Source organism: Ideonella lacteola (assembly GCF_038066555.1).
In the GTDB taxonomy this organism is placed as follows: domain Bacteria; phylum Pseudomonadota; class Gammaproteobacteria; order Burkholderiales; family Burkholderiaceae_C; genus Ideonella; species Ideonella lacteola.
In genome coordinates, this window is the sequence record NZ_JBBUTG010000023.1 from 1 (window position 1) to 17,913 (window position 17,913).

General features: G+C 65.0%; 13 protein-coding genes, 1 tRNA gene and 1 pseudogene. 11 read left to right on the top strand and 4 right to left on the bottom strand.

Annotated features, from left to right (window positions below; all coding sequences use genetic code 11):
* Window positions 1–267, top strand: a pseudogene (locus AACH06_RS24095) (branched-chain amino acid ABC transporter substrate-binding protein); the annotation flags it as partial.
* A gap of 129 nt (window positions 268–396) precedes the next feature.
* On the opposite strand, the gene AACH06_RS24100 reads toward AACH06_RS24095, so the two are convergent.
* From AACH06_RS24100 to AACH06_RS24110, 3 genes are all read right to left on the bottom strand, one after another.
* A tRNA-Ser gene (locus AACH06_RS24100) sits at window positions 397–487 on the bottom strand.
* Window positions 488–527: 40 nt separating this feature from the next.
* Window positions 528–1,466 (bottom strand): SPFH domain-containing protein, encoded by a 939-nt coding sequence (locus AACH06_RS24105; protein WP_341428345.1) that lies wholly within the window; start codon window positions 1,464–1,466, stop codon window positions 528–530.
* Window positions 1,467–1,507: 41 nt separating this feature from the next.
* Window positions 1,508–1,945: an NfeD family protein gene (locus AACH06_RS24110; RefSeq protein ID WP_341428346.1), complete on the bottom strand. Its 438-nt coding sequence runs from the start codon at window positions 1,943–1,945 to the stop codon at window positions 1,508–1,510.
* A 121-nt stretch (window positions 1,946–2,066) separates the two neighbouring features.
* Here AACH06_RS24110 and AACH06_RS24115 point away from each other — a divergent pair, with 121 nt between their 5' ends.
* A complete protein-coding gene (locus AACH06_RS24115) occupies window positions 2,067–4,325 on the top strand; it encodes an Orn/Lys/Arg family decarboxylase (protein ID WP_341428347.1) in 2,259 nt (752 codons plus the stop codon).
* A 194-nt stretch (window positions 4,326–4,519) separates the two neighbouring features.
* On the opposite strand, the gene fabI is transcribed toward AACH06_RS24115, so the two are convergent.
* Window positions 4,520–5,314 carry an enoyl-ACP reductase FabI gene (fabI, locus tag AACH06_RS24120; protein ID WP_341428348.1) on the bottom strand — a complete coding sequence of 265 codons (795 nt, stop codon included), beginning with the start codon at window positions 5,312–5,314 and terminating at the stop codon, window positions 4,520–4,522.
* A 264-nt stretch (window positions 5,315–5,578) separates the two neighbouring features.
* On the opposite strand from fabI, the gene rimP reads away from it, so the two are divergent.
* The 9 genes from rimP (at window position 5,579) to AACH06_RS24165 (ending at window position 17,877) form a co-directional block, all read left to right on the top strand.
* A complete protein-coding gene (gene rimP / locus AACH06_RS24125) occupies window positions 5,579–6,136 on the top strand; it encodes a ribosome maturation factor RimP (protein WP_341428349.1) in 558 nt (185 codons plus the stop codon).
* Window positions 6,133–7,623 (top strand): transcription termination factor NusA, encoded by a 1,491-nt coding sequence (gene nusA / locus AACH06_RS24130; RefSeq protein ID WP_341428350.1) that lies wholly within the window; start codon window positions 6,133–6,135, stop codon window positions 7,621–7,623. Before rimP ends, nusA begins: the two co-directional genes overlap by 4 nt.
* 58 nt (window positions 7,624–7,681) lie before the next feature.
* Window positions 7,682–10,609 (top strand): translation initiation factor IF-2, encoded by a 2,928-nt coding sequence (infB, locus tag AACH06_RS24135; RefSeq protein WP_341428351.1) that lies wholly within the window; start codon window positions 7,682–7,684, stop codon window positions 10,607–10,609.
* Window positions 10,610–10,773: 164 nt separating this feature from the next.
* Entirely contained in the window at window positions 10,774–11,154 is a 381-nt protein-coding gene (gene rbfA, locus AACH06_RS24140) for a 30S ribosome-binding factor RbfA (RefSeq protein WP_341428352.1), read from the top strand.
* On the top strand, window positions 11,154–12,107 hold the full coding sequence (gene truB / locus AACH06_RS24145) for a tRNA pseudouridine(55) synthase TruB (RefSeq protein WP_341428426.1): 954 nt from the start codon (window positions 11,154–11,156) through the stop codon (window positions 12,105–12,107). The genes rbfA and truB overlap by 1 nt, the downstream gene beginning before the upstream one ends.
* On the top strand, window positions 12,104–13,933 hold the full coding sequence (gene typA, locus AACH06_RS24150) for a translational GTPase TypA (RefSeq protein WP_341428353.1): 1,830 nt from the start codon (window positions 12,104–12,106) through the stop codon (window positions 13,931–13,933). Before truB ends, typA begins: the two co-directional genes overlap by 4 nt.
* Before the next feature lie 126 nt (window positions 13,934–14,059).
* Window positions 14,060–14,953: a DMT family transporter gene (locus tag AACH06_RS24155; RefSeq protein ID WP_341428354.1), complete on the top strand. Its 894-nt coding sequence runs from the start codon at window positions 14,060–14,062 to the stop codon at window positions 14,951–14,953.
* Between the two features lie 27 nt (window positions 14,954–14,980).
* Entirely contained in the window at window positions 14,981–16,087 is a 1,107-nt protein-coding gene (locus AACH06_RS24160) for an enoyl-CoA hydratase/isomerase family protein (protein WP_341428355.1), read from the top strand.
* Between the two features lie 122 nt (window positions 16,088–16,209).
* On the top strand, window positions 16,210–17,877 hold the full coding sequence (locus AACH06_RS24165; protein ID WP_341428356.1) for a wax ester/triacylglycerol synthase family O-acyltransferase: 1,668 nt from the start codon (window positions 16,210–16,212) through the stop codon (window positions 17,875–17,877).
* Window positions 17,878–17,913: the final 36 nt, after the last annotated feature.

The window sequence follows — 17,913 nt, forward strand, 5'->3', positions numbered from 1 at the left end:
AAGGTCGACTTCAAGAAGAAGTTCAACGCCGATGTGCAGATCTACGCCCCGTACGTCTATGACGCCACGATGGTGATGGTCGACGCCATGGTCAAGGCCGGCTCGGCCGACCCGAAGGTCTACCTGCCTGTTCTGGCCAAGACCGCCGGCTACAAGGGCGTGACCGGCACCATCGCCTTCGACGAGAAGGGCGACATCAAGAACGGCGCGCTGACCCTGTTCACCTACAAGGGTGACAAGCGCGAACAGATCGCTGTGGTGCGCTGATCAGCAGCGTCTCACCACGAGGCCGCCTTCGGGCGGCCTTTTTCTTGGTGGCCACGCATTTCGCTGCGACCCTCTTTTGGCGATGCGGAAAGCAAAACGGGCCTTGACGGCCCGTGTTTGAATGCGCTGTGGCGGAGGGAGCGGGATTCGAACCCGCGGTGGGCTATTAACCCACACACGCTTTCCAGGCGTGCGACTTAAACCGCTCATCCATCCCTCCGCAGGGACAGCCGGCTATTCTAGCCCACAGATTTCAGGTTTCAGCGCGAAGGTGTCGGTGTCGTGCCATTCGTTGCCGGGCTGCGCATCAGCGCCATCGCGCTGGCGACGAGTGACGACACCTCGCTCACACCGTGGGGCACGATCATGGTGTTGTTCTTCTGGGCCAGTTGAGCAAAAGCCTCGACAGCCTTCTCGGCCACCTTGAGTTGCACGGCCTGCTCTCCGCCAGGGGCCTGGATGGCTGCGGCCACCTGGCGAATCGCGCCGGCGGTGGCTTCGGCCACGGCGAGGATGGCGGCCGCTTCACCTTGGGCTTTGTTGATGTCGGCTTGCTTTTGGCCCTCGGAGCGAGCGATGAAGGCCTCGCGTTCGCCGGTGGCGATGTTGATCTGCTCCTGGCGCCGCCCTTCGGACGCCGCAATCAGCGCGCGCTTTTCTCGCTCGGCTGTGATCTGCGCTTGCATCGAGTGGAGGATGGCGGCCGGTGGCGTCAGGTCCTTGATCTCGTAGCGCAGCACCTTCACACCCCAGTTCAGCGCGGCATCGTCCAGCGCGGCCACGACAGAGCTGTTGATGATCTCGCGCTCTTCGAAGGTGCGGTCCAGTTCCATCTTGCCGATCACGCTGCGAAGCGTGGTCTGGGCGAGCTGGGTGATCGCGATGATGTAGTTGGACGAGCCGTAGCTGGCGCGCATCGGGTCGGTCACCTGGAAGTACAGGATGCCATCGACGGTGAGCTGGGTGTTGTCGCGGGTGATGCACACCTGGCTCGGCACATCGAGTGGGATTTCCTTGAGCGAATGCCGATAGGCGACGCGTTCGATGAACGGGACGAGGAAATTCAGGCCCGGTGCCAGTGTGGAGTGGTAGCGGCCCAGGCGCTCGACGATCCAGGCGTTTTGCTGCGGCACCACCTTCACCGAACGCGCGATGAAGAGCACGGCGATGAAGAACGCAATCAGGGCGACGATTTCCATCTGCTGTCCTAGAAATGAAAAAGGTGAGGCGTGGGTGGGGTTCAGCGATGGGCGCGATCCAGCAGCAGCTGCGTGCCTTCGACCGCGACGATGATGTGCTCGCCGGGGGAGGGAGCGTCGGTGCCGGCGTAGCGTGCGCTCCACGCGGCACCACGGTGCGTCACGCGTGCGTGCTGGTCAGCGTCCCAGGCGCCCACCTGGACGCGTGAGCCGACATCGAGGTTGAGGTCGGGGTTCTCTGCTGCACGTGGCCCGGCGGGCTGCTGCTCGCGGCGGCGGTGCCACAGCGCCACGCTCGCGCCGCCCAACGCCGCGGCGATCAGCAATTGCCCGGGAAAGCCCAGGCCCGCATGGGCGGCCAAGGCGCCCGCCGCCGTGCCGATTGCCACCATCAGCAGGTAGAAGGTGCCGGTGACCAGCTCAAGCGCCACCAGTGCGCCGGTGGTCACCCACCAAGCGGTCGACAGGTCCCAGGACATGGTTTTCCTCCGCGTGTCAGCGCAGTGTCTGATTTCGGCGCCATTGTCAACTCGGGGCCATCCATCGGCCCTACACTTCGCGCTTTCCATTTTGAGCCCGCCCGGTCGAGGGGTAGAAGCCATGCAGCGCTTTTCATTTCCCATCGTCATCATCGATGAGGACTTCCGTTCCGAGAACACCTCGGGTCTGGGTATTCGCGCGCTGGCCGAGGCCATGCAGAAAGAGGGCTTCGAGGTCATCGGCGTCACGAGCTATGGCGACCTCTCGCAGTTCGCGCAACAGCAAAGCCGGGCGAGCGCCTTCATCCTGTCGATCGACGACGAAGAGTTCACCCCCGGCCCGGAGCTGGATCCGGCGGTGCTGAACCTGCGCAAGTTCATTGAAGAGATTCGCTTTCGCAACGCCGAGATCCCGATCTACCTGTACGGCGAGACGCGCACCTCGCAGCACATCCCGAACGACATCCTGCGCGAGCTGCATGGCTTCATTCACATGTTCGAGGACACGCCGGAGTTCGTGGCGCGCCACATCATTCGTGAAGCCAAGAGCTACCTGGATTCGCTGGCGCCGCCCTTCTTCGCGGCGCTCGTCGACTACGCGCAGGATGGCTCATATTCGTGGCACTGTCCCGGCCATTCGGGCGGCGTGGCTTTCCTGAAGAGCCCGATCGGGCGCATGTTTCACCAGTTCTTCGGCGAAAACATGCTCCGGGCCGACGTGTGCAACGCGGTGGAAGAGCTTGGTCAGCTGCTCGATCACACCGGGCCGGTGGCAGCCAGCGAGAAGAATGCGGCGCGCATCTTCAATGCCGACCATTGCTTCTTCGTCACCAACGGTACCTCGACGAGCAACAAGATGGTCTGGCATCACAACGTCGCCCCGGGCGATGTGGTGCTGGTCGACCGCAACTGCCACAAATCGATCCTGCACTCGATCATCATGACCGGGGCAGTGCCGGTCTTCCTGACCCCGACGCGCAACCACTACGGCATCATCGGCCCCATCCCCGAGAGTGAGTTCAGCAAGGCGTCGATCCAGAAAAAGATCGCCAACCATCCGCTGCTGAAGGACGTCGACCCGAAGACGGTCCGTCCGAAGATCCTGACCGTGACCCAGAGCACCTACGACGGCGTGCTCTACAACACCGAGACGATCAAGGACAAGCTCGACGGCTGGGTCGACACGCTGCATTTCGATGAAGCCTGGCTGCCCCACGCCGCCTTCCACAAGTTCTACGCCACCTACCATGCGATGGGGCGGGGCGGGCCGCGCCCGAAGCAGGCGATGGTCTATGCCACCCAGTCGACGCACAAGCTGCTGGCGGGTATCAGCCAGGCATCGCAGGTGCTGGTGCAGGAGTCGCAGACGGTCAAACTCGACCGCGACCTGTTCAACGAGGCGTACCTGATGCACACCTCGACATCGCCGCAGTACGCCATCATCGCTTCATGCGACGTGGCCGCGGCGATGATGGAGCCGCCCGGCGGCACCGCGCTGGTGGAAGAAAGCATCCGCGAGGCGCTCGACTTCCGCCGCGCCATGCGCAAGGTCGACAAGGATTACGGCAAGGACTGGTGGTTCAAGGTCTGGGGCCCGGACAAGCTCGCCGCCGAAGACATCGGCAAGCGGGAGGACTGGATCCTGAAGGCCAACGAGAAGTGGCATGGGTTCGGCAATCTGGCCGCCGGCTTCAACCTGCTGGACCCGATCAAATCGACCATCATCACGCCGGGGCTGGATGTGTCGGGCAAGTTCGCCAAGAGCGGCATCCCGGCGTCCATCGTCACCAAGTACCTGGCCGAGCATGGCGTGGTCGTCGAGAAGACCGGGCTGTACTCGTTCTTCATCATGTTCACGATCGGCATCACCAAGGGCCGCTGGAACACGCTGCTGACGGCACTGCAGCAGTTCAAGGACGACTACGACCGCAACCAGCCGCTGTGGCGCATCCTGCCGGAGTTCTGCCAGGCGCACCCGCGCTACGAGCGGATGGGGCTGCGCGATCTCTGTGATGGCATTCATCAGATGTACGCCAAGGGCGACATCGCTCGTCTGACCACCGAGATGTACCTGTCGGACCTGCACCCGGCCATGAAGCCGAGCGATGCGTTCGCGAACATCGCTCGCCGCCGCATCGAACGCGTCGAGATCGACAAGCTCGAAGGGCGCATCACCACCTCGCTGCTGACGCCGTACCCGCCGGGCATTCCGCTGCTGATCCCGGGCGAGCGCTTCAACAAGAAGATCGTCGACTACCTGCGATTCACCCGTGAGTTCAACAAGGCCTTCCCGGGCTTCGACACCGACGTGCACGGCTTGGTGGGCGAAGATCTGCCGAACGGTGACAAGCGCTACTACGTCGACTGCGTGAGGGACTGACGCTCCCACGGCCCCTCCCGGGGCTGCGTTGCCGGCTGCGCCGAGCCAGAGGCGCGGCGCTTCGGCAGGCAGGGACAGGCATCAGGACTGTTCAAGTCCGGCCTCGGCCCCCGAGGGGGCTCGCGCAGCGGTCCGGCGAAGGCGGATCCACATACGCCATTTGATGAAGGGGCAGCGCTGCGCCCCCCTGCAAGTTACTCCTCGCCGGGCATGCCACCGATCATGACGTGGCTGAAGCCGCCATCGACGTAGGTGATCTCGGAGGTCACGCCGGCGGCCAGATCGGACAGCAAGAAGGCGGCGACGTTGCCGACATCTTCGATCGTCACATTGCGGCGCAGCGGAGCGTTCTTCGAGAAGACTTCCAGCAGCTTGCCGAATCCCTTGATGCCCGAGGCGGCGAGGGTCTTGATCGGGCCGGCGGAAATGCCGTTGACTCGGATGCCCTTGGGGCCCAGGCCGGCAGCCAGGTAACGCACGCTGGCTTCCAGCGAGGCCTTGGCCAGGCCCATCGTGTTGTAGGCGGGTACGGCGCGCACGGCGCCCAGGTAGCTGAGCGTCAGCAGCGCGGCGTTGGGGCGCAGGCTGGGCAGGGCGGCCTTCGCGAGCGCGGGGAAGCTGTAGGCGGAGATGTCGTGCGCGATCCGGTAGTTTTCGCGGGTCAGACCATCGAGGAACTCTCCGGCGATCGCCTCGCGCGGGGCGAAGCCGATCGAATGCACGAAACCGTCGAAGCCCTCGGGCCAAGCGGTTTTCAGGTCGGCGAACAGTTTCTCGATCGCGGCGTCGTCACCGACATCGCAGTCGAACACGAGCTTCGAGTCGAACTCGGCCGCGAACTCGGTGATCCGGTCTTTGAAGCGCTCACCGACGTAGCTGAAGGCCAGCTCGGCGCCTTCGCGGCGACAGGCCTGCGCAATGCCGTAGGCGATCGAGCGGTTCGACAACAGGCCAGTGATCAGAAGGCGCTTGCCGGCGAGGAATCCCATGCGGTCTCCGGTGGGGGTGTTGGATTGATGCGCGATTCTCTCATGACAGCCTGTCGGGCCTTGCGGGTATACCTCTCGCGGGCTACAATGCGAGCTTCGCTAGAATTGCGTGACACACACTTGAAAAGTGGGCGGATTCATCCAGCCCATTTTTTTTGCGTTGTCGATTCACGCGTGTAATTCGAGTTTTGAGGGCGGCGAGGGGTTTTCAGGCTGGTTGGCCGATGACCACAAGCTGCATTGAACAAGGGTAATTGCCACTAGATGAGCTGGAGCCAGGCCGTCGAGAAGACGGTGTCAGGGTTGGGTTATGAACTCGTCGATGTCGAGCGTTCGGCAGGCGGGTTGCTGCGTGTCTACATCGACCGCATCCCCGGGAGGGCCTACCCCACAGGTGAACACGAGTTCGTCACCGTCGAGGATTGCGAGGCCGTCACCCGACAGCTCCAGTATGTGCTCGAAGTCGAGAACGTCGACTACGCCCGGCTTGAGGTGTCCTCGCCGGGCTTGGACCGCCCGCTGAAGCGGCCCGAGCACTACGCCCGATTTGCCGGCCAGCAGGTGGAAATCACCTTGAAGCTGCCGTTCCAGGGGCGCAAGAGATTCCAGGGTGCGTTGCACGCCGCCGAAGGCGAGGGCGACGCAGCGGGCTGGCAACTGATTTTCAACGACGGCAAGGTGGACCAGGTTCTGGCCTTTGCCTTCGAAGAGGTTCGCGAAGCCCGGCTCGTGCCGGTGCTCGATTTCAAGGGGCGCCGAGGCAAGGGCGCGTCGGCCAAGCCTTCCGAGGCCGGCGAAACTGACGGAGGTCAAAAAGAATGAACCGCGAAATGCTGATGCTGGTGGATGCGATTTCACGCGAGAAGAGCGTGGAGCGTGACGTGGTGTTTGGCGCCGTCGAGGCAGCGCTGGCCCAGGCCACCAAGAAGCTGCACGGTGGCGAGGTGGACATCCGTGTCACCGTCGACCGCGAAACCGGCGAATACGAGACCTTCCGTCGCTGGCACGTCGTGCCCGATGAGGCCGGCTTGCAGATCCCCGATGCCGAAATCCTCTTGTTTGAGGCCAAAGAGCAGATCGAGGACATCGAGGTCGACGACTACATCGAGGAGCCGGTCGAGTCGGTGCCCATCGGACGCATTGGCGCCCAGGCGGCAAAGCAGGTCATCCTGCAGAAGATCCGCGACGCGGAGCGTGAGCAACTGCTGAACGATTTCCTCTCGCGCGGCGAGAAGATCTTCGTCGGCACCGTCAAGCGCCTGGACAAGGGCGACATCATCGTCGAGTCGGGCCGCGTCGAAGGCCGGCTGAAGCGCAACGAGATGATCCCGAAAGAAAACCTGCGCTCGGGTGACCGTGTGCGGGCCTTCATCGCCGGGATCGATACGGCGGCTCGTGGCCCGCAGATCATGTTGTCGCGTTCTGCGCCGGGTTTCATGGTCGAGCTGTTTGCGCAGGAAGTGCCTGAGATCGAGCAGGGCCTGCTCGAGATCAAGAGCTGCGCACGTGATCCGGGCTCGCGCGCCAAGATCGCTGTCGTGTCTCATGACAAGCGCGTCGATCCGATCGGCACGTGCGTTGGCGTGCGCGGTTCTCGCGTCACGGCCGTGACGAACGAACTGGCTGGCGAACGCGTGGACATCGTGCTGTGGTCGGAAGACCCCGCGCAGTTCGTGATCGGTGCACTGGCGCCGGCGAACGTGCAGTCGATCGTTGTCGACGAAGAAAAGCACGCGATGGACGTGGTGGTGGACGAGGAGAACCTCGCGATCGCCATCGGCCGCGGTGGCCAGAACGTGCGTCTGGCATCGGAGCTGACGGGCTGGCGCATCAACATCATGACTGCCGAAGAATCTGCCGCCAAGCAGGCAGAAGAATCCGGCTCGATTCGCAAGCTGTTCGTCGAGAAGCTCGATGTCGACGAGGAAGTCGCCGATATCCTGATCGAGGAGGGTTTCACCAGCCTCGAAGAAGTGGCGTACGTGCCTCTTCAGGAAATGCTGGAGATCGAAGGCTTCGACGAAGACACTGTCTCTGAGCTGCGCAATCGCGCCAAAGACGCTCTGTTGACGATGGAAATCGCCCGCGAAGAGAAGGTCGACGAGGTGTCTCAGGACCTTCGCGACCTCGAGTTTGAAGGCAAGGGGCTCATGCCCGACCTGATCGCCAAACTGGCGGACGGCGGCGTGCATACCCGTGACGATCTGGCCGACCTCGCGGTCGACGAGCTCGTCGAGATGACCGGCGTGGATGACGCGCAGGCCAAGGCTCTGATCATGAAGGCGCGTGAACATTGGTTCAACGCTTGATCAGCCAACACCCGAAGCGCCCACGAGATACCGGCATCAAGATCAAGGAAATCCAGACATGGCAGTGACCACCGTCGCCCAACTCGCCACGGAGCTGAACCGGCCCGCGGCGACACTGCTCGAGCAGCTGCAGTCGGCCGGCGTCGCCAAGAAGTCCCCGGATGATTCGCTCACCGAGTCCGACAAGGAACGGCTGCTCGAACATCTGCGCAGTACCCATGGCACCGCAGGCAGTGATCGCAAGAAGATCACGCTCACCCGCAAGTCGACCAGCGAAATCAAGCAGGCCGATGCATCCGGCAAGGCCCGCACCATCCAGGTCGAGGTGCGCAAGAAGCGCGTCTTCGTCAAGCGCGATGACGTGCCGGGCAACCAGGCTGAAGAAGAAGTCACACCGGCCGCCCCGGTGATCGACCAGGCGGAGCTGGAGCGCCGCGAGGAAGAGGCTCGCCGTCAGGCTGAGCTGATTCGTCGCCAGGAAGAAGAGCTCGCCGAAAAACGTCGCCAGCGCGAAGAGCGCGAGGAGCGTGAACGGATCGAGCGCGCCGAGCGCGAGGCTGCCGAGAAGGCCGCCGCTGAGGCGGCCGCTGCGGCGAAGGCGGCCGCCGAAGCGGCAGCGCAGGCCCAGGCCGCTCTTGCCAAGGCCGCGGCTCCCGCACCAGCGCCCGCCCAGGCGGCGGCTGAGGCGCCTGCTCCTGTGGCGGCCCCGGCCCCGGCAGCCCCTGCTCCTGCGGCCGCCCCCGCGGCGACGCCGAAGCCGGCACTGCGCGTGATCAAGGCCGCCGATGCGGACGCGGAAGAGAAGCAGCGCATGGCTGATCTCGAACGGCGACGCAAGGCGGCCGAAGCGGAAGCGGCAGCCATCCGCGACATGATGGCCCGCAAAAACAAGGTGATGGTCGCCAAGAAGCCGGAAGAGCCGAAGCCGGCTGAAGCGGCGAAGGAAGGCATCAAGGGCACGATCCACAAGGCCAAGGCCGCACCGGGTACGGCGCCGGCGCCAGCCGCCACGGCGGGTGCGGCCAAGCCCGGCGACAAGAAGTCGGTCAAGTCCGAAAAGTTGTCGTCGAGCTGGGCGGATGACGCGAAGAAGCGCGGCGCGCCGGCCAAGGGCCGCACCGACTCCGCGGGCGCCGGTCGCCCGGGTTGGCGTGCGCCTCGTGGTGGTCGCCGCGGCGATTCGCGCGATGGTGGCCAGGCCTCCAACTTCCAGGCCCCGACCGAACCGGTGGTGCAAGAGGTGCACATCCCCGAGACCATCTCGGTGGCTGACCTCGCCCACAAGATGTCTGTCAAGGCCTCCGAGGTCATCAAGCAGTTGATGAAGCTGGGCCAGATGGTCACCATCAACCAGCAGCTGGACCAGGAGACCGCGATGATCCTGGTCGAGGAAATGGGCCACAAGGCGCTGGCCGCCAAGCTGGACGATCCGGAAGCTTTCTCGGAAGAGGAAGAAGCCGCAGCGGGTGGCGAAGAGCTGCCGCGTGCGCCAGTCGTCACCGTCATGGGTCACGTTGACCACGGCAAGACCTCGCTGCTGGATTACATCCGTCGCAGCCGTGTGGCCGCGGGCGAAGCCGGCGGCATTACCCAGCACATTGGTGCTTACCACGTGGAAACGCCGCGCGGCATGATCACCTTCCTGGACACCCCGGGTCACGCGGCCTTCACGGCGATGCGCGCTCGCGGTGCCAAGGCCACCGACATCGTCATCCTGGTGGTGGCGGCGGACGACGGCGTGATGCCGCAGACGAAGGAAGCGATCCACCATGCCAAGGCGGCGGGCGTGCCCATCGTCGTGGCGATGAACAAGATCGACAAACCCGATGCCAATGCCGAGCGCGTGAAGAGCGAGCTGGTGGCGGAGCAGGTCGTGCCGGAAGAGTTTGGCGGCGATTCGCCGTTCGTGCCCGTGTCGGCCAAGACCGGTCAGGGCGTCGACGATCTGCTGGAACAGGTGCTGCTGCAGGCCGAAGTGCTGGAGCTGAAGGCACCGGCCGAAGCCATGGCCAAGGGCATCGTGATCGAAGCCCGTCTGGACAAGGGCCGTGGTCCGGTGGCGACGGTGCTGGTTCAGTCGGGCACGCTGAAGCGCGGCGATGTGGTGTTGGCTGGCGCGAGCTACGGCCGCGTGCGGGCGATGCTGGACGAAGATGGCAAGAACACCGCCGAGGCGGGCCCGTCGATCCCGGTGGAGATCCAGGGCCTCACCGAAGTGCCGCAGGCTGGTGACGAGTTCATGGTGCTGGCCGATGAGCGCCGCGCCCGTGAAATCGCCACCTTCCGCCAAGGCAAGTACCGCGACGTGAAGCTGGCCAAGCAGCAGGCCGCCAAGCTCGAGAACATGTTCGAGAACATGGGCGAAGGCCAGGCGCAGACGCTGCCGCTGATCATCAAGGCCGACGTGCAAGGCTCCCAGGAAGCGTTGGCGACCTCGCTGCTCAAGCTGTCGACCGAAGAGGTCAAGGTTCAGATCGTGCACGCCGCGGTCGGTGGCATCAGCGAGTCGGACGTCAACCTGGCGATCGCCTCGAAGGCCATCATCATCGGCTTCAACACCCGTGCAGACGCCGGTGCGCGCAAGCTCGCCGAGGGCAATGGTGTCGACATCCGCTACTACAACATCATCTACGACGCAGTAGACGAGGTGAAGGCGGCGATGAGCGGCATGCTGGCGCCCGAGCAGAAGGAAGAGGCGTTGGGTACGGCCGAGATCCGCAAGGTGTTCGTGGCGTCCAAGATCGGCACGGTCGCCGGCTCCATGGTCACCTCGGGCCTGGTTCGCCGCAACGCGAAGTTCCGCCTGCTGCGCGACAACATCGTCATCTACACGGGCGAGGTCGATTCGGTCCGCCGCGAGAAGGACGACGTTCGCGAGGTCAAGGAAGGCTTCGAGTGCGGTATCAAGCTCAAGAACTACAACGACATCGCCGAGGGCGATCAGCTGGAGTTCTTCGAAGTCAAGGAAGTGGCGAGAACGCTTTGACCCCCACGCTCCCTGCCGGTCGCTGCCCCCCGAGGGGGCTTCTGCAGCGGCCGGGCAGAGCCGGATCCGCGCAGACGGCTTGATGAGCGGCCGCTCCCTTGGGAGCGCCGCTTGCAGTCAAGGGAGCCCCGCCTCGGCGGGGCTTCCTACTTGGAGGACCGATCATGAGACACAAAAAGAGCATCCCCAACCGCAGCCACCGCGTGGCCGACCAGATCCAGCGTGATCTGGCGGAGCTGATCCGCGAGCTGAAGGATCCCCGCATCGGCATGGTCACGATCAATGCCGTCGAGGTCACGCCCGACTACGCGCACGCCAACGTGTACTTTTCGCTGTTGGTGGGCGACCCGGTGGAGTGCGAGGCGGCGCTGAATGAGGCGGCGGGGTTCATTCGCAATGGCCTGTTCAAGCGCCTGGCCATCCACACCGTGCCGACCTTGCATTTCAAGTTTGACCAGACGACCGAGCGAGCCGCCGATCTGAACGCGCTGATCCTGCGCGCCAACGCGAGCCGTGCCAAGGACGACGAAGACCAAGCCCCGTGATTCCCTCGCAGCGTCCCCGCGTGCCGCGCCGTGCCCTGCATGGTGTGTTGTTGCTCGACAAGCCCGTGGGCCTGTCGAGCAACGATGCATTGCAAAAAGCCAAGCGCCTGTTCCGCGCCGAAAAGGCGGGACACACCGGCACACTCGACCCGCTGGCCTCGGGCTTGCTGCCCATCTGCTTTGGTGCGGCCACGAAGTTCAGCCAGGTGAGCCTGGACGCCGACAAGGCCTACACCGCGGTGCTTCGCCTGGGCCAGCGCACCGCGGGCGGTGACCGCGAAGGCGAAGTCATCGAAGAGCGGCCCGTGGATGTGACGGCCGAGCAATTGGCGGCCGCCTGCGCCGCATTCGTCGGGCAGATCGATCAGGTGCCGCCGATGCACTCGGCACTGAAGAAAGACGGCAAGGCGCTGTACGAGTACGCGCGCGCCGGCATCGAGGTCGAGCGCGAGGCTCGGCGCGTCACGATTCACGCCGTCGACATCCTTGCATGGGACGATTCGGCGCTGGAGCTCACCGTTGCCGTGCGGTGCAGCAAGGGCACCTACATCCGAACGCTGGCTGAGGATATCGGCGAGCGGCTGGGTTGCGGTGCGCACCTGGCGGCATTGAGGCGAACGGAAACCGGCAGCGTCACCCTGGCAGGAGCCATCACGCTCGATGCCTTGGCGGCATTGGACGAGCCGGCGCGGGATGCGTTGATTCACCCCCCGGATTGCCTGCTGGCGGGCTGGCCGCAACTTCGGCTGGCCGAGGCCGAGGCGGCACGTTTCCTGTCGGGCTTGCGTCGACGGGTGAACGAGCCGGATCAGCCCGCCGTCCGAGTCTACGGCCCCGAACCTGCCGCCTTCCTGGGCAGCGCCCACATCTCCGCCGGCGAATTGATCGCCGACCGCCTGCTGAGCCCGATCGAGGTGCAGGCCCTGATTCAAGTTACCGAGAGCACGACATGACCCGCCAGATTCGCAACATCGCCATCATTGCCCACGTCGACCATGGGAAAACCACCCTGGTCGACCAACTGCTGCGCCAAAGCGGCACCTTCCGTGAGAACGAGAAGGTGGCCGAGCGGGTGATGGACAGCAACGACATCGAAAAAGAGCGGGGCATCACCATCCTGGCGAAGAACTGCGCCGTGGAATGGAAGGGCACGCACATCAACATCGTCGACACCCCGGGCCACGCGGACTTTGGCGGCGAGGTCGAGCGCGCGCTGTCGATGGTCGACGGTGTGGTGCTGCTGATCGATGCGCAGGAAGGCCCGATGCCTCAAACCCGCTTCGTGACCAAGAAGGCGCTGGCGCTGGGCCTCAAGCCGATCGTCGTCGTCAACAAGGTCGACAAGCCCGGTTCACGTCCCGACTACGTCATCAACGCCGCCTTTGAGCTGTTCGACAAGCTGGGCGCCAACGATGAGCAGCTGGATTTCCCCGTGGTCTATGCCTCGGGCCTGAACGGCTGGGCCTCGCTGGAAGAAGGCACGCCCGGCGAGCAGTGGGGCCAGGACATGACTGCGCTGTTCGACACCGTGCTCAAGCACGTGCCTGCCCACCAGGGTGATCCGGCTGCGCCGCTGCAGTTGCAGATCTCCTCGCTGGACTATTCCACCTATGTCGGTCGGATCGGCGTCGGCCGGGTCAACCAGGGCACGATCAAGCCCGCGATGGATGTGGTCGTGATGGAGGGCCCGGGCGGCAAGACGGTCAAGGGCCGCATCAACCAGGTGTTGACGTTCGAAGGGCTGGAGCGCGTGCAGGCCGCTGAAGCGGGCCCGGGCGACATCGTGCTGATCAACGGCATCGAAGAGATCGGCATCGGCGTGACGGTGACCGATCCGCTCAACCCCCAGCCATTGCCGATGCTGAAGGTCGACGAGCCGACGCTGACGATGAACTTCTGCGTCAACACCTCGCCGCTGGCCGGCCGTGAAGGCAAGTTCGTCACCAGCCGCCAGATCTGGGACCGGCTGCAGAAAGAGCTGCAACACAACGTGGCGCTGCGCGTGAAAGAGACCGACGAAGACGGCATCTTCGAAGTCTCGGGCCGCGGTGAACTGCACCTGACCATCCTGCTGGAAAACATGCGCCGCGAGGGCTACGAGCTGGCCGTGTCGAAGCCGCGCGTGGTGTTCCACGAGGTGAACGGCGAGAAGCACGAGCCGATCGAGCTGGTGACGGCCGACGTCGAAGACACCCACCAGGGTGGCGTGATGCAAGCGCTGGGCGAGCGCAAGGCCGAGCTGGTCAACATGGAGACCGACGGCAATGGCCGTGTCCGGCTGGAGTACCGCATTCCGGCGCGTGGCCTGATCGGCTTCTCGAACGAGTTCATGAACCTGACCCGCGGCACGGGCCTGATCAGCAACATCTTCGACGGCTACGAGCCCCACAAGGGTGAGATCGAAGGCCGCAAGAACGGCGTGCTGATCAGCATGGATGACGGCGAAATCTTCACCTACGCGCTGGGCAAGCTGGACGACCGTGGCCGCATGTTCGTCAAGCCGGGCGATCCGGTGTACGAAGGCCTGATCATCGGCATCCACAGCCGTGACAACGACCTGGTCGTCAATGCCACGCGCACCAAGCAGCTGACCAACTTCCGCGTCAGCGGCAAGGAAGACGCGATCAAGATCACGCCGCCGATCGACCTGACGCTGGAATACGCCGTCGAGTTCATCGCCGACGACGAACTGGTCGAAATCACGCCCAAGAGCATCCGGGTGCGCAAGCGCTTCCTCAAGGAACACGACCGCAAGCGTGCGTCGCGAGAGTCTGCGTAACGCGGTTGACGCTCAGGCACGAGCGCTTGCGCTCGTGCGGCGCAGAGTGTTGGGCTCCCCCGAGCCCCCTCCAGGAGGGGGCTCCAGTTTGAATCTTGCCCGCGCTTCTTCGAGGGCGCTCTGTTCATGACCCATCGCCGTGCCGTGTTCGTGATGATCGTGGTGACCCTGCTGTGGAGCACGGCAGGCGTCATCACGCGGCATCTGGAGCAGGCGAGGGCGTTTGAGGTCACGTTCTGGCGCAGCCTCTTCAATGCCGCCGGCTTGATCGTGTTGGTCGGTTGGTTGCGTGGCCCGCAGGCGCTGGTGCAGCGTGTGCGCACGGGCGGCATGGTTCTGTGGGGCTCAGGCCTGTGCTGGAGCGTGATGTTCACCGCCTTCATGGTGGCGATCACGATGACCACCGTGGCCAACGTGCTCGTGGTGATGGCCACGGCGCCGTTGTTCACCGCGCTGCTTTCGCGCTTCTTGCTGAACCACCGCCTGCCGGCTCGCACCTGGGCCGCGATTCTGGTGGCCGGTGGTGGCATTGCCTGGATGTACGGCACCGACATCAGCGGCGCGGGCGGCAGCCATGTGCTGGGCACCGCGGTGGCGATGGGCGTGCCGATGGCTGGCGCTATCAACTGGACCTTGATTCAACACGCCTCGCGCGGCGAAGCGTCGGCCGACATGCTGCCTGCGCTGCTGATCGGCGCTCTCATTTCGGCCGCTGTGACCCTGCCGATCGCTTGGCCGCTCCAGGCGTCAGGCGCCGATATCGGCTGGCTGGCCCTGCTGGGTGTGACGCAACTGGCCATCCCGTGCGTGATGGCGGTGACCGCGGCACGTACCTTGTCCGCCCCAGAGGTGGCACTGCTGGCCTTGCTGGAGGTGCTGTTCGGTGTGGCCTGGGCCTGGATGGGCGCGGGTGAAGAACCGTCCAGCGCGGTGCTGATCGGCGGAGCGCTGGTGCTGGGTGCACTGGCCGGCAACGAGCTGGTGGCGCTGTGGCGCAAACCCGCGGCGGCCGTGGCCTGATGGACTTGACTTGTCTTGGATGTATCGATGAGCACGACCCCCAACCCCGATCTGCAGGTGCTGTCTGAGCGCCGTGGCCGCCTCGGCCTGATCACGCTGAACCGCGCCCCGGCGCTCAACGCCTTGTCGCTCGGCATGATCCGTGAGCTGACACGGCTGCTGCGCCAGTGGGAGAACGATGACCACATCGACGCTGTGCTGGTGCAAGGCGCTGCGCGGCCGGGCAAAGCGCCCGCCTTTTGCGCAGGTGGCGACATTCGCTTTTTCCACCAGGCCGCATTGGCCGGCGACAGCAAGCTCGAAGACTTCTTCACCGAAGAGTACGCGCTCAACCATCTGATCCACGACTACCCGAAGCCCTACATCGCCTGGATGGACGGCATCTGCATGGGCGGTGGCATGGGCATCAGCCAGGGTGCGTCGCACCGGGTGGTCACCGAGCACAGCAAGCTCGCCATGCCCGAGACCCACATCGGCCTGTTCCCGGATGTGGGCGGCGGTTGGTTCCTCTCGCGTTGCGCGGGCCACCTGGGCGAATACCTGGCCTTGACCGGCCACGTGCTCAAGGCGGCCGATGCCATCGCCTGCGGGCTGGCAGACATCGAATTGCCGTCGGCCGCGTTGCCCGACGTGATCGAGGCCTTGGCCGCCATGCCGTGGCTGACGCCACAGAGCATTTCCGACGCGCTGCGCCAACGCGCCGCCACGGCCTCGGCGGGCTCGCTCGCCGCCCAGCGGCCCGACATCGACAGGCACTTCGCGGGCGCCAGCATCCACGCGATTGAGCAGTCGTTGGTCGCCGACGCTTGCGAATGGGCCCAGGCCACCCTGACGGCTTTGCACAAGCAGTCCCCGCTGATGATGGCGGTGACGCTCGAGCAAGTGCGCCGCGCGCGATCGATGACCCTGGCCGAAGACCTGCGCATGGAGCGCGACCTGGTGCGCCACTGCTTCCAGCTGCGCCCGGGCCTGGCCAGTGAGACTGTCGAAGGCATTCGCGCCTTGGCTGTCGACAAAGACCACTCGCCTCGCTGGAGCCCGGCGAACATCGCCGAGGTGACCACCGAGATGGTGGCGCCGTTCTTCGACAGCCCCTGGCCCGCCTGGGCACATCCGCTGGCCCACCTGCGCTGATCGAGCGGTGCTCCCCCGTTGCGCGGGTGGAGCACGCCGGCGCGCTAGGGCGAGCCCCAGGCGGCCATCGGTGCTGGGCGGCATAGCATGGGTCGTCTCACTCTCAGCAGGCGAATCGAACCATGCTTCAGCTCAGCGGCCTGGACGCGACCTTTCTCTACATCGAGTCGCCGGAGATGCCCATGCACGTGGGCGCTCTGCACATGCTGGAGTTGCCGGCCGGCTACCGCGGGCGCTTCGTGAAGGACCTGCGGGCGCTGATGGCAGCGCGGCTTCCACTGATGCCCGCATTGCGGCGGCGTCTGTGGTGGATGCCGCTGAACATGGCCAACCCGGTGTGGGTCGACGCGGTGCCCGACCTGGCGAAACACATCGTCGAATTCAAGCTGCCCGTTTCTGCCAAGAAGGGCGATGGTCTGGCGGAGCTGCATGCGGCGGTGGGGCAACTGCATCCGCAACTGCTCGACCGCAGCCGGCCGTTGTGGATGTTCCATGTGCTCGAAGGCTTGGGGCCATCGACCGACGGCCGAAAGCGCGTGGGCTTGTACAGCCAGGTGCACCATGCGGCGGTGGACGGCCAGGCCGCGGTGGCGCTGGCCAACATCCTGTTTGACCTGACGCCCGAACCGCGGGCGATCGAGGTGCGGCCATCCAAACGCGCCAAGACCTTCCGTCATGACATGGCCGAGATGCTGCGTGGCGCCATCGCCGGGCAGGCCATGCAGGTGGCCAAGCTGATTCGAGAGTTGCCGGCTGCGGCCTCAGGCGTGACGGGGGCGGCCCTCAGCGCGGCCAGGAACACCTCGTGGCTGGGCAAGAGCCACGGCAAGGTCAGCAACCTGGCGCTGGCACCGCGCACGGCGCTCAACGCGTCCGTGACCCCGAGCCGCGCCTTCGCCAGTTTGTCTTTGCCATTGGGTGAGATGAAGTCACTGGCCAAGTTGCATGGGTGCAGCCTGAATGATGTGGTGCTGTTCGTCTGCGCGAGCGGCTTGCGGAAGTACTTTGCCCAGCGCGGGTGGCCGATTCCGCGCAAGCCCATGGTGGCTGCGGTGCCGATCTCGCTGCGTCAGCCCGGCGACACTTCGTCCGACAACCAGGCTTCGCTCAGCTTCATCAGCCTGGGGACCCACCTCGCAGACCCGCAAAAGCGCCTGGCGCACATCAAGGCGGCGTCCGCCTCCATGAAGGCCACCATGGGTTCGCTGAAGAGCGTGCTGCCGACCGATTTCCCCAGCCTCGGCATTCCGTGGCTGATCGAAGCGGCCCGGTCCATGTACGGCAAGGCTCGGGTGGCTGAAAAGATCCCGCCGGTGGCCACGCTCACCATCTCCAACGTGCCGGGTCCGCAGGTGCCGCTGTACCTGGCGGGCGCGCGCATGTTGACGAACTACCCGACAAGCATCGTGGTGCATGGCCTGGCCCTGAATGTCACGGTGCAGAGTTTCGACACCCACATGGACTTCGGGATGATGGCCGACGCCGAGGCCATGCCGGATGTGTCGCGACTGGCCGACGCGGTGCAGGCCGCTTACGGCGAACTGCAGTGGTTGCCTGCGCCGGACGCCGGGGCCTCGGCGACCTCGGGCCGGGCAGGGCGTCAGGCCAATGCGCGTTCGCGCGCATCCAAAGCATCTGCACCCAAAGCACCCGAAGCCAAGCCCTCCGCCCGGCCGACGCCCGACGAAAAACCCAAGGGCCGTTCGGCAGCGACGCCGCGACCCGCGCCAGGGCGCCGTTCCGCCACATCGGCGCGGCGCCAACCTGTCACGAAGGCGACAGGCGCCTAGGGCAAGCGCCCGACTCAGGCGGGGGTGGGGCTGGCT

Excerpts from the sequence above, each read along its gene's own strand:
- AACH06_RS24105 (WP_341428345.1), bottom strand. The coding sequence starts at position 1,466 with ATGGAAATCGTCGCCCTGATTGCGTTCTTCATCGCCGTGCTCTTCATC.
- rimP (WP_341428349.1), top strand. The coding sequence starts at position 5,579 with ATGAGCTGGAGCCAGGCCGTCGAGAAGACGGTGTCAGGGTTGGGTTAT.
- infB (WP_341428351.1), top strand. The coding sequence starts at position 7,682 with ATGGCAGTGACCACCGTCGCCCAACTCGCCACGGAGCTGAACCGGCCC.
- AACH06_RS24115 (WP_341428347.1), top strand. The coding sequence starts at position 2,067 with ATGCAGCGCTTTTCATTTCCCATCGTCATCATCGATGAGGACTTCCGT.
- fabI (WP_341428348.1), bottom strand. The coding sequence starts at position 5,314 with ATGGGATTCCTCGCCGGCAAGCGCCTTCTGATCACTGGCCTGTTGTCG.
- AACH06_RS24165 (WP_341428356.1), top strand. The coding sequence starts at position 16,210 with ATGCTTCAGCTCAGCGGCCTGGACGCGACCTTTCTCTACATCGAGTCG.
- AACH06_RS24160 (WP_341428355.1), top strand. The coding sequence starts at position 14,981 with ATGAGCACGACCCCCAACCCCGATCTGCAGGTGCTGTCTGAGCGCCGT.
- nusA (WP_341428350.1), top strand. The coding sequence starts at position 6,133 with ATGAACCGCGAAATGCTGATGCTGGTGGATGCGATTTCACGCGAGAAG.
- AACH06_RS24110 (WP_341428346.1), bottom strand. The coding sequence starts at position 1,945 with ATGTCCTGGGACCTGTCGACCGCTTGGTGGGTGACCACCGGCGCACTG.
- rbfA (WP_341428352.1), top strand. The coding sequence starts at position 10,774 with ATGAGACACAAAAAGAGCATCCCCAACCGCAGCCACCGCGTGGCCGAC.
- AACH06_RS24155 (WP_341428354.1), top strand. The coding sequence starts at position 14,060 with ATGACCCATCGCCGTGCCGTGTTCGTGATGATCGTGGTGACCCTGCTG.
- typA (WP_341428353.1), top strand. The coding sequence starts at position 12,104 with ATGACCCGCCAGATTCGCAACATCGCCATCATTGCCCACGTCGACCAT.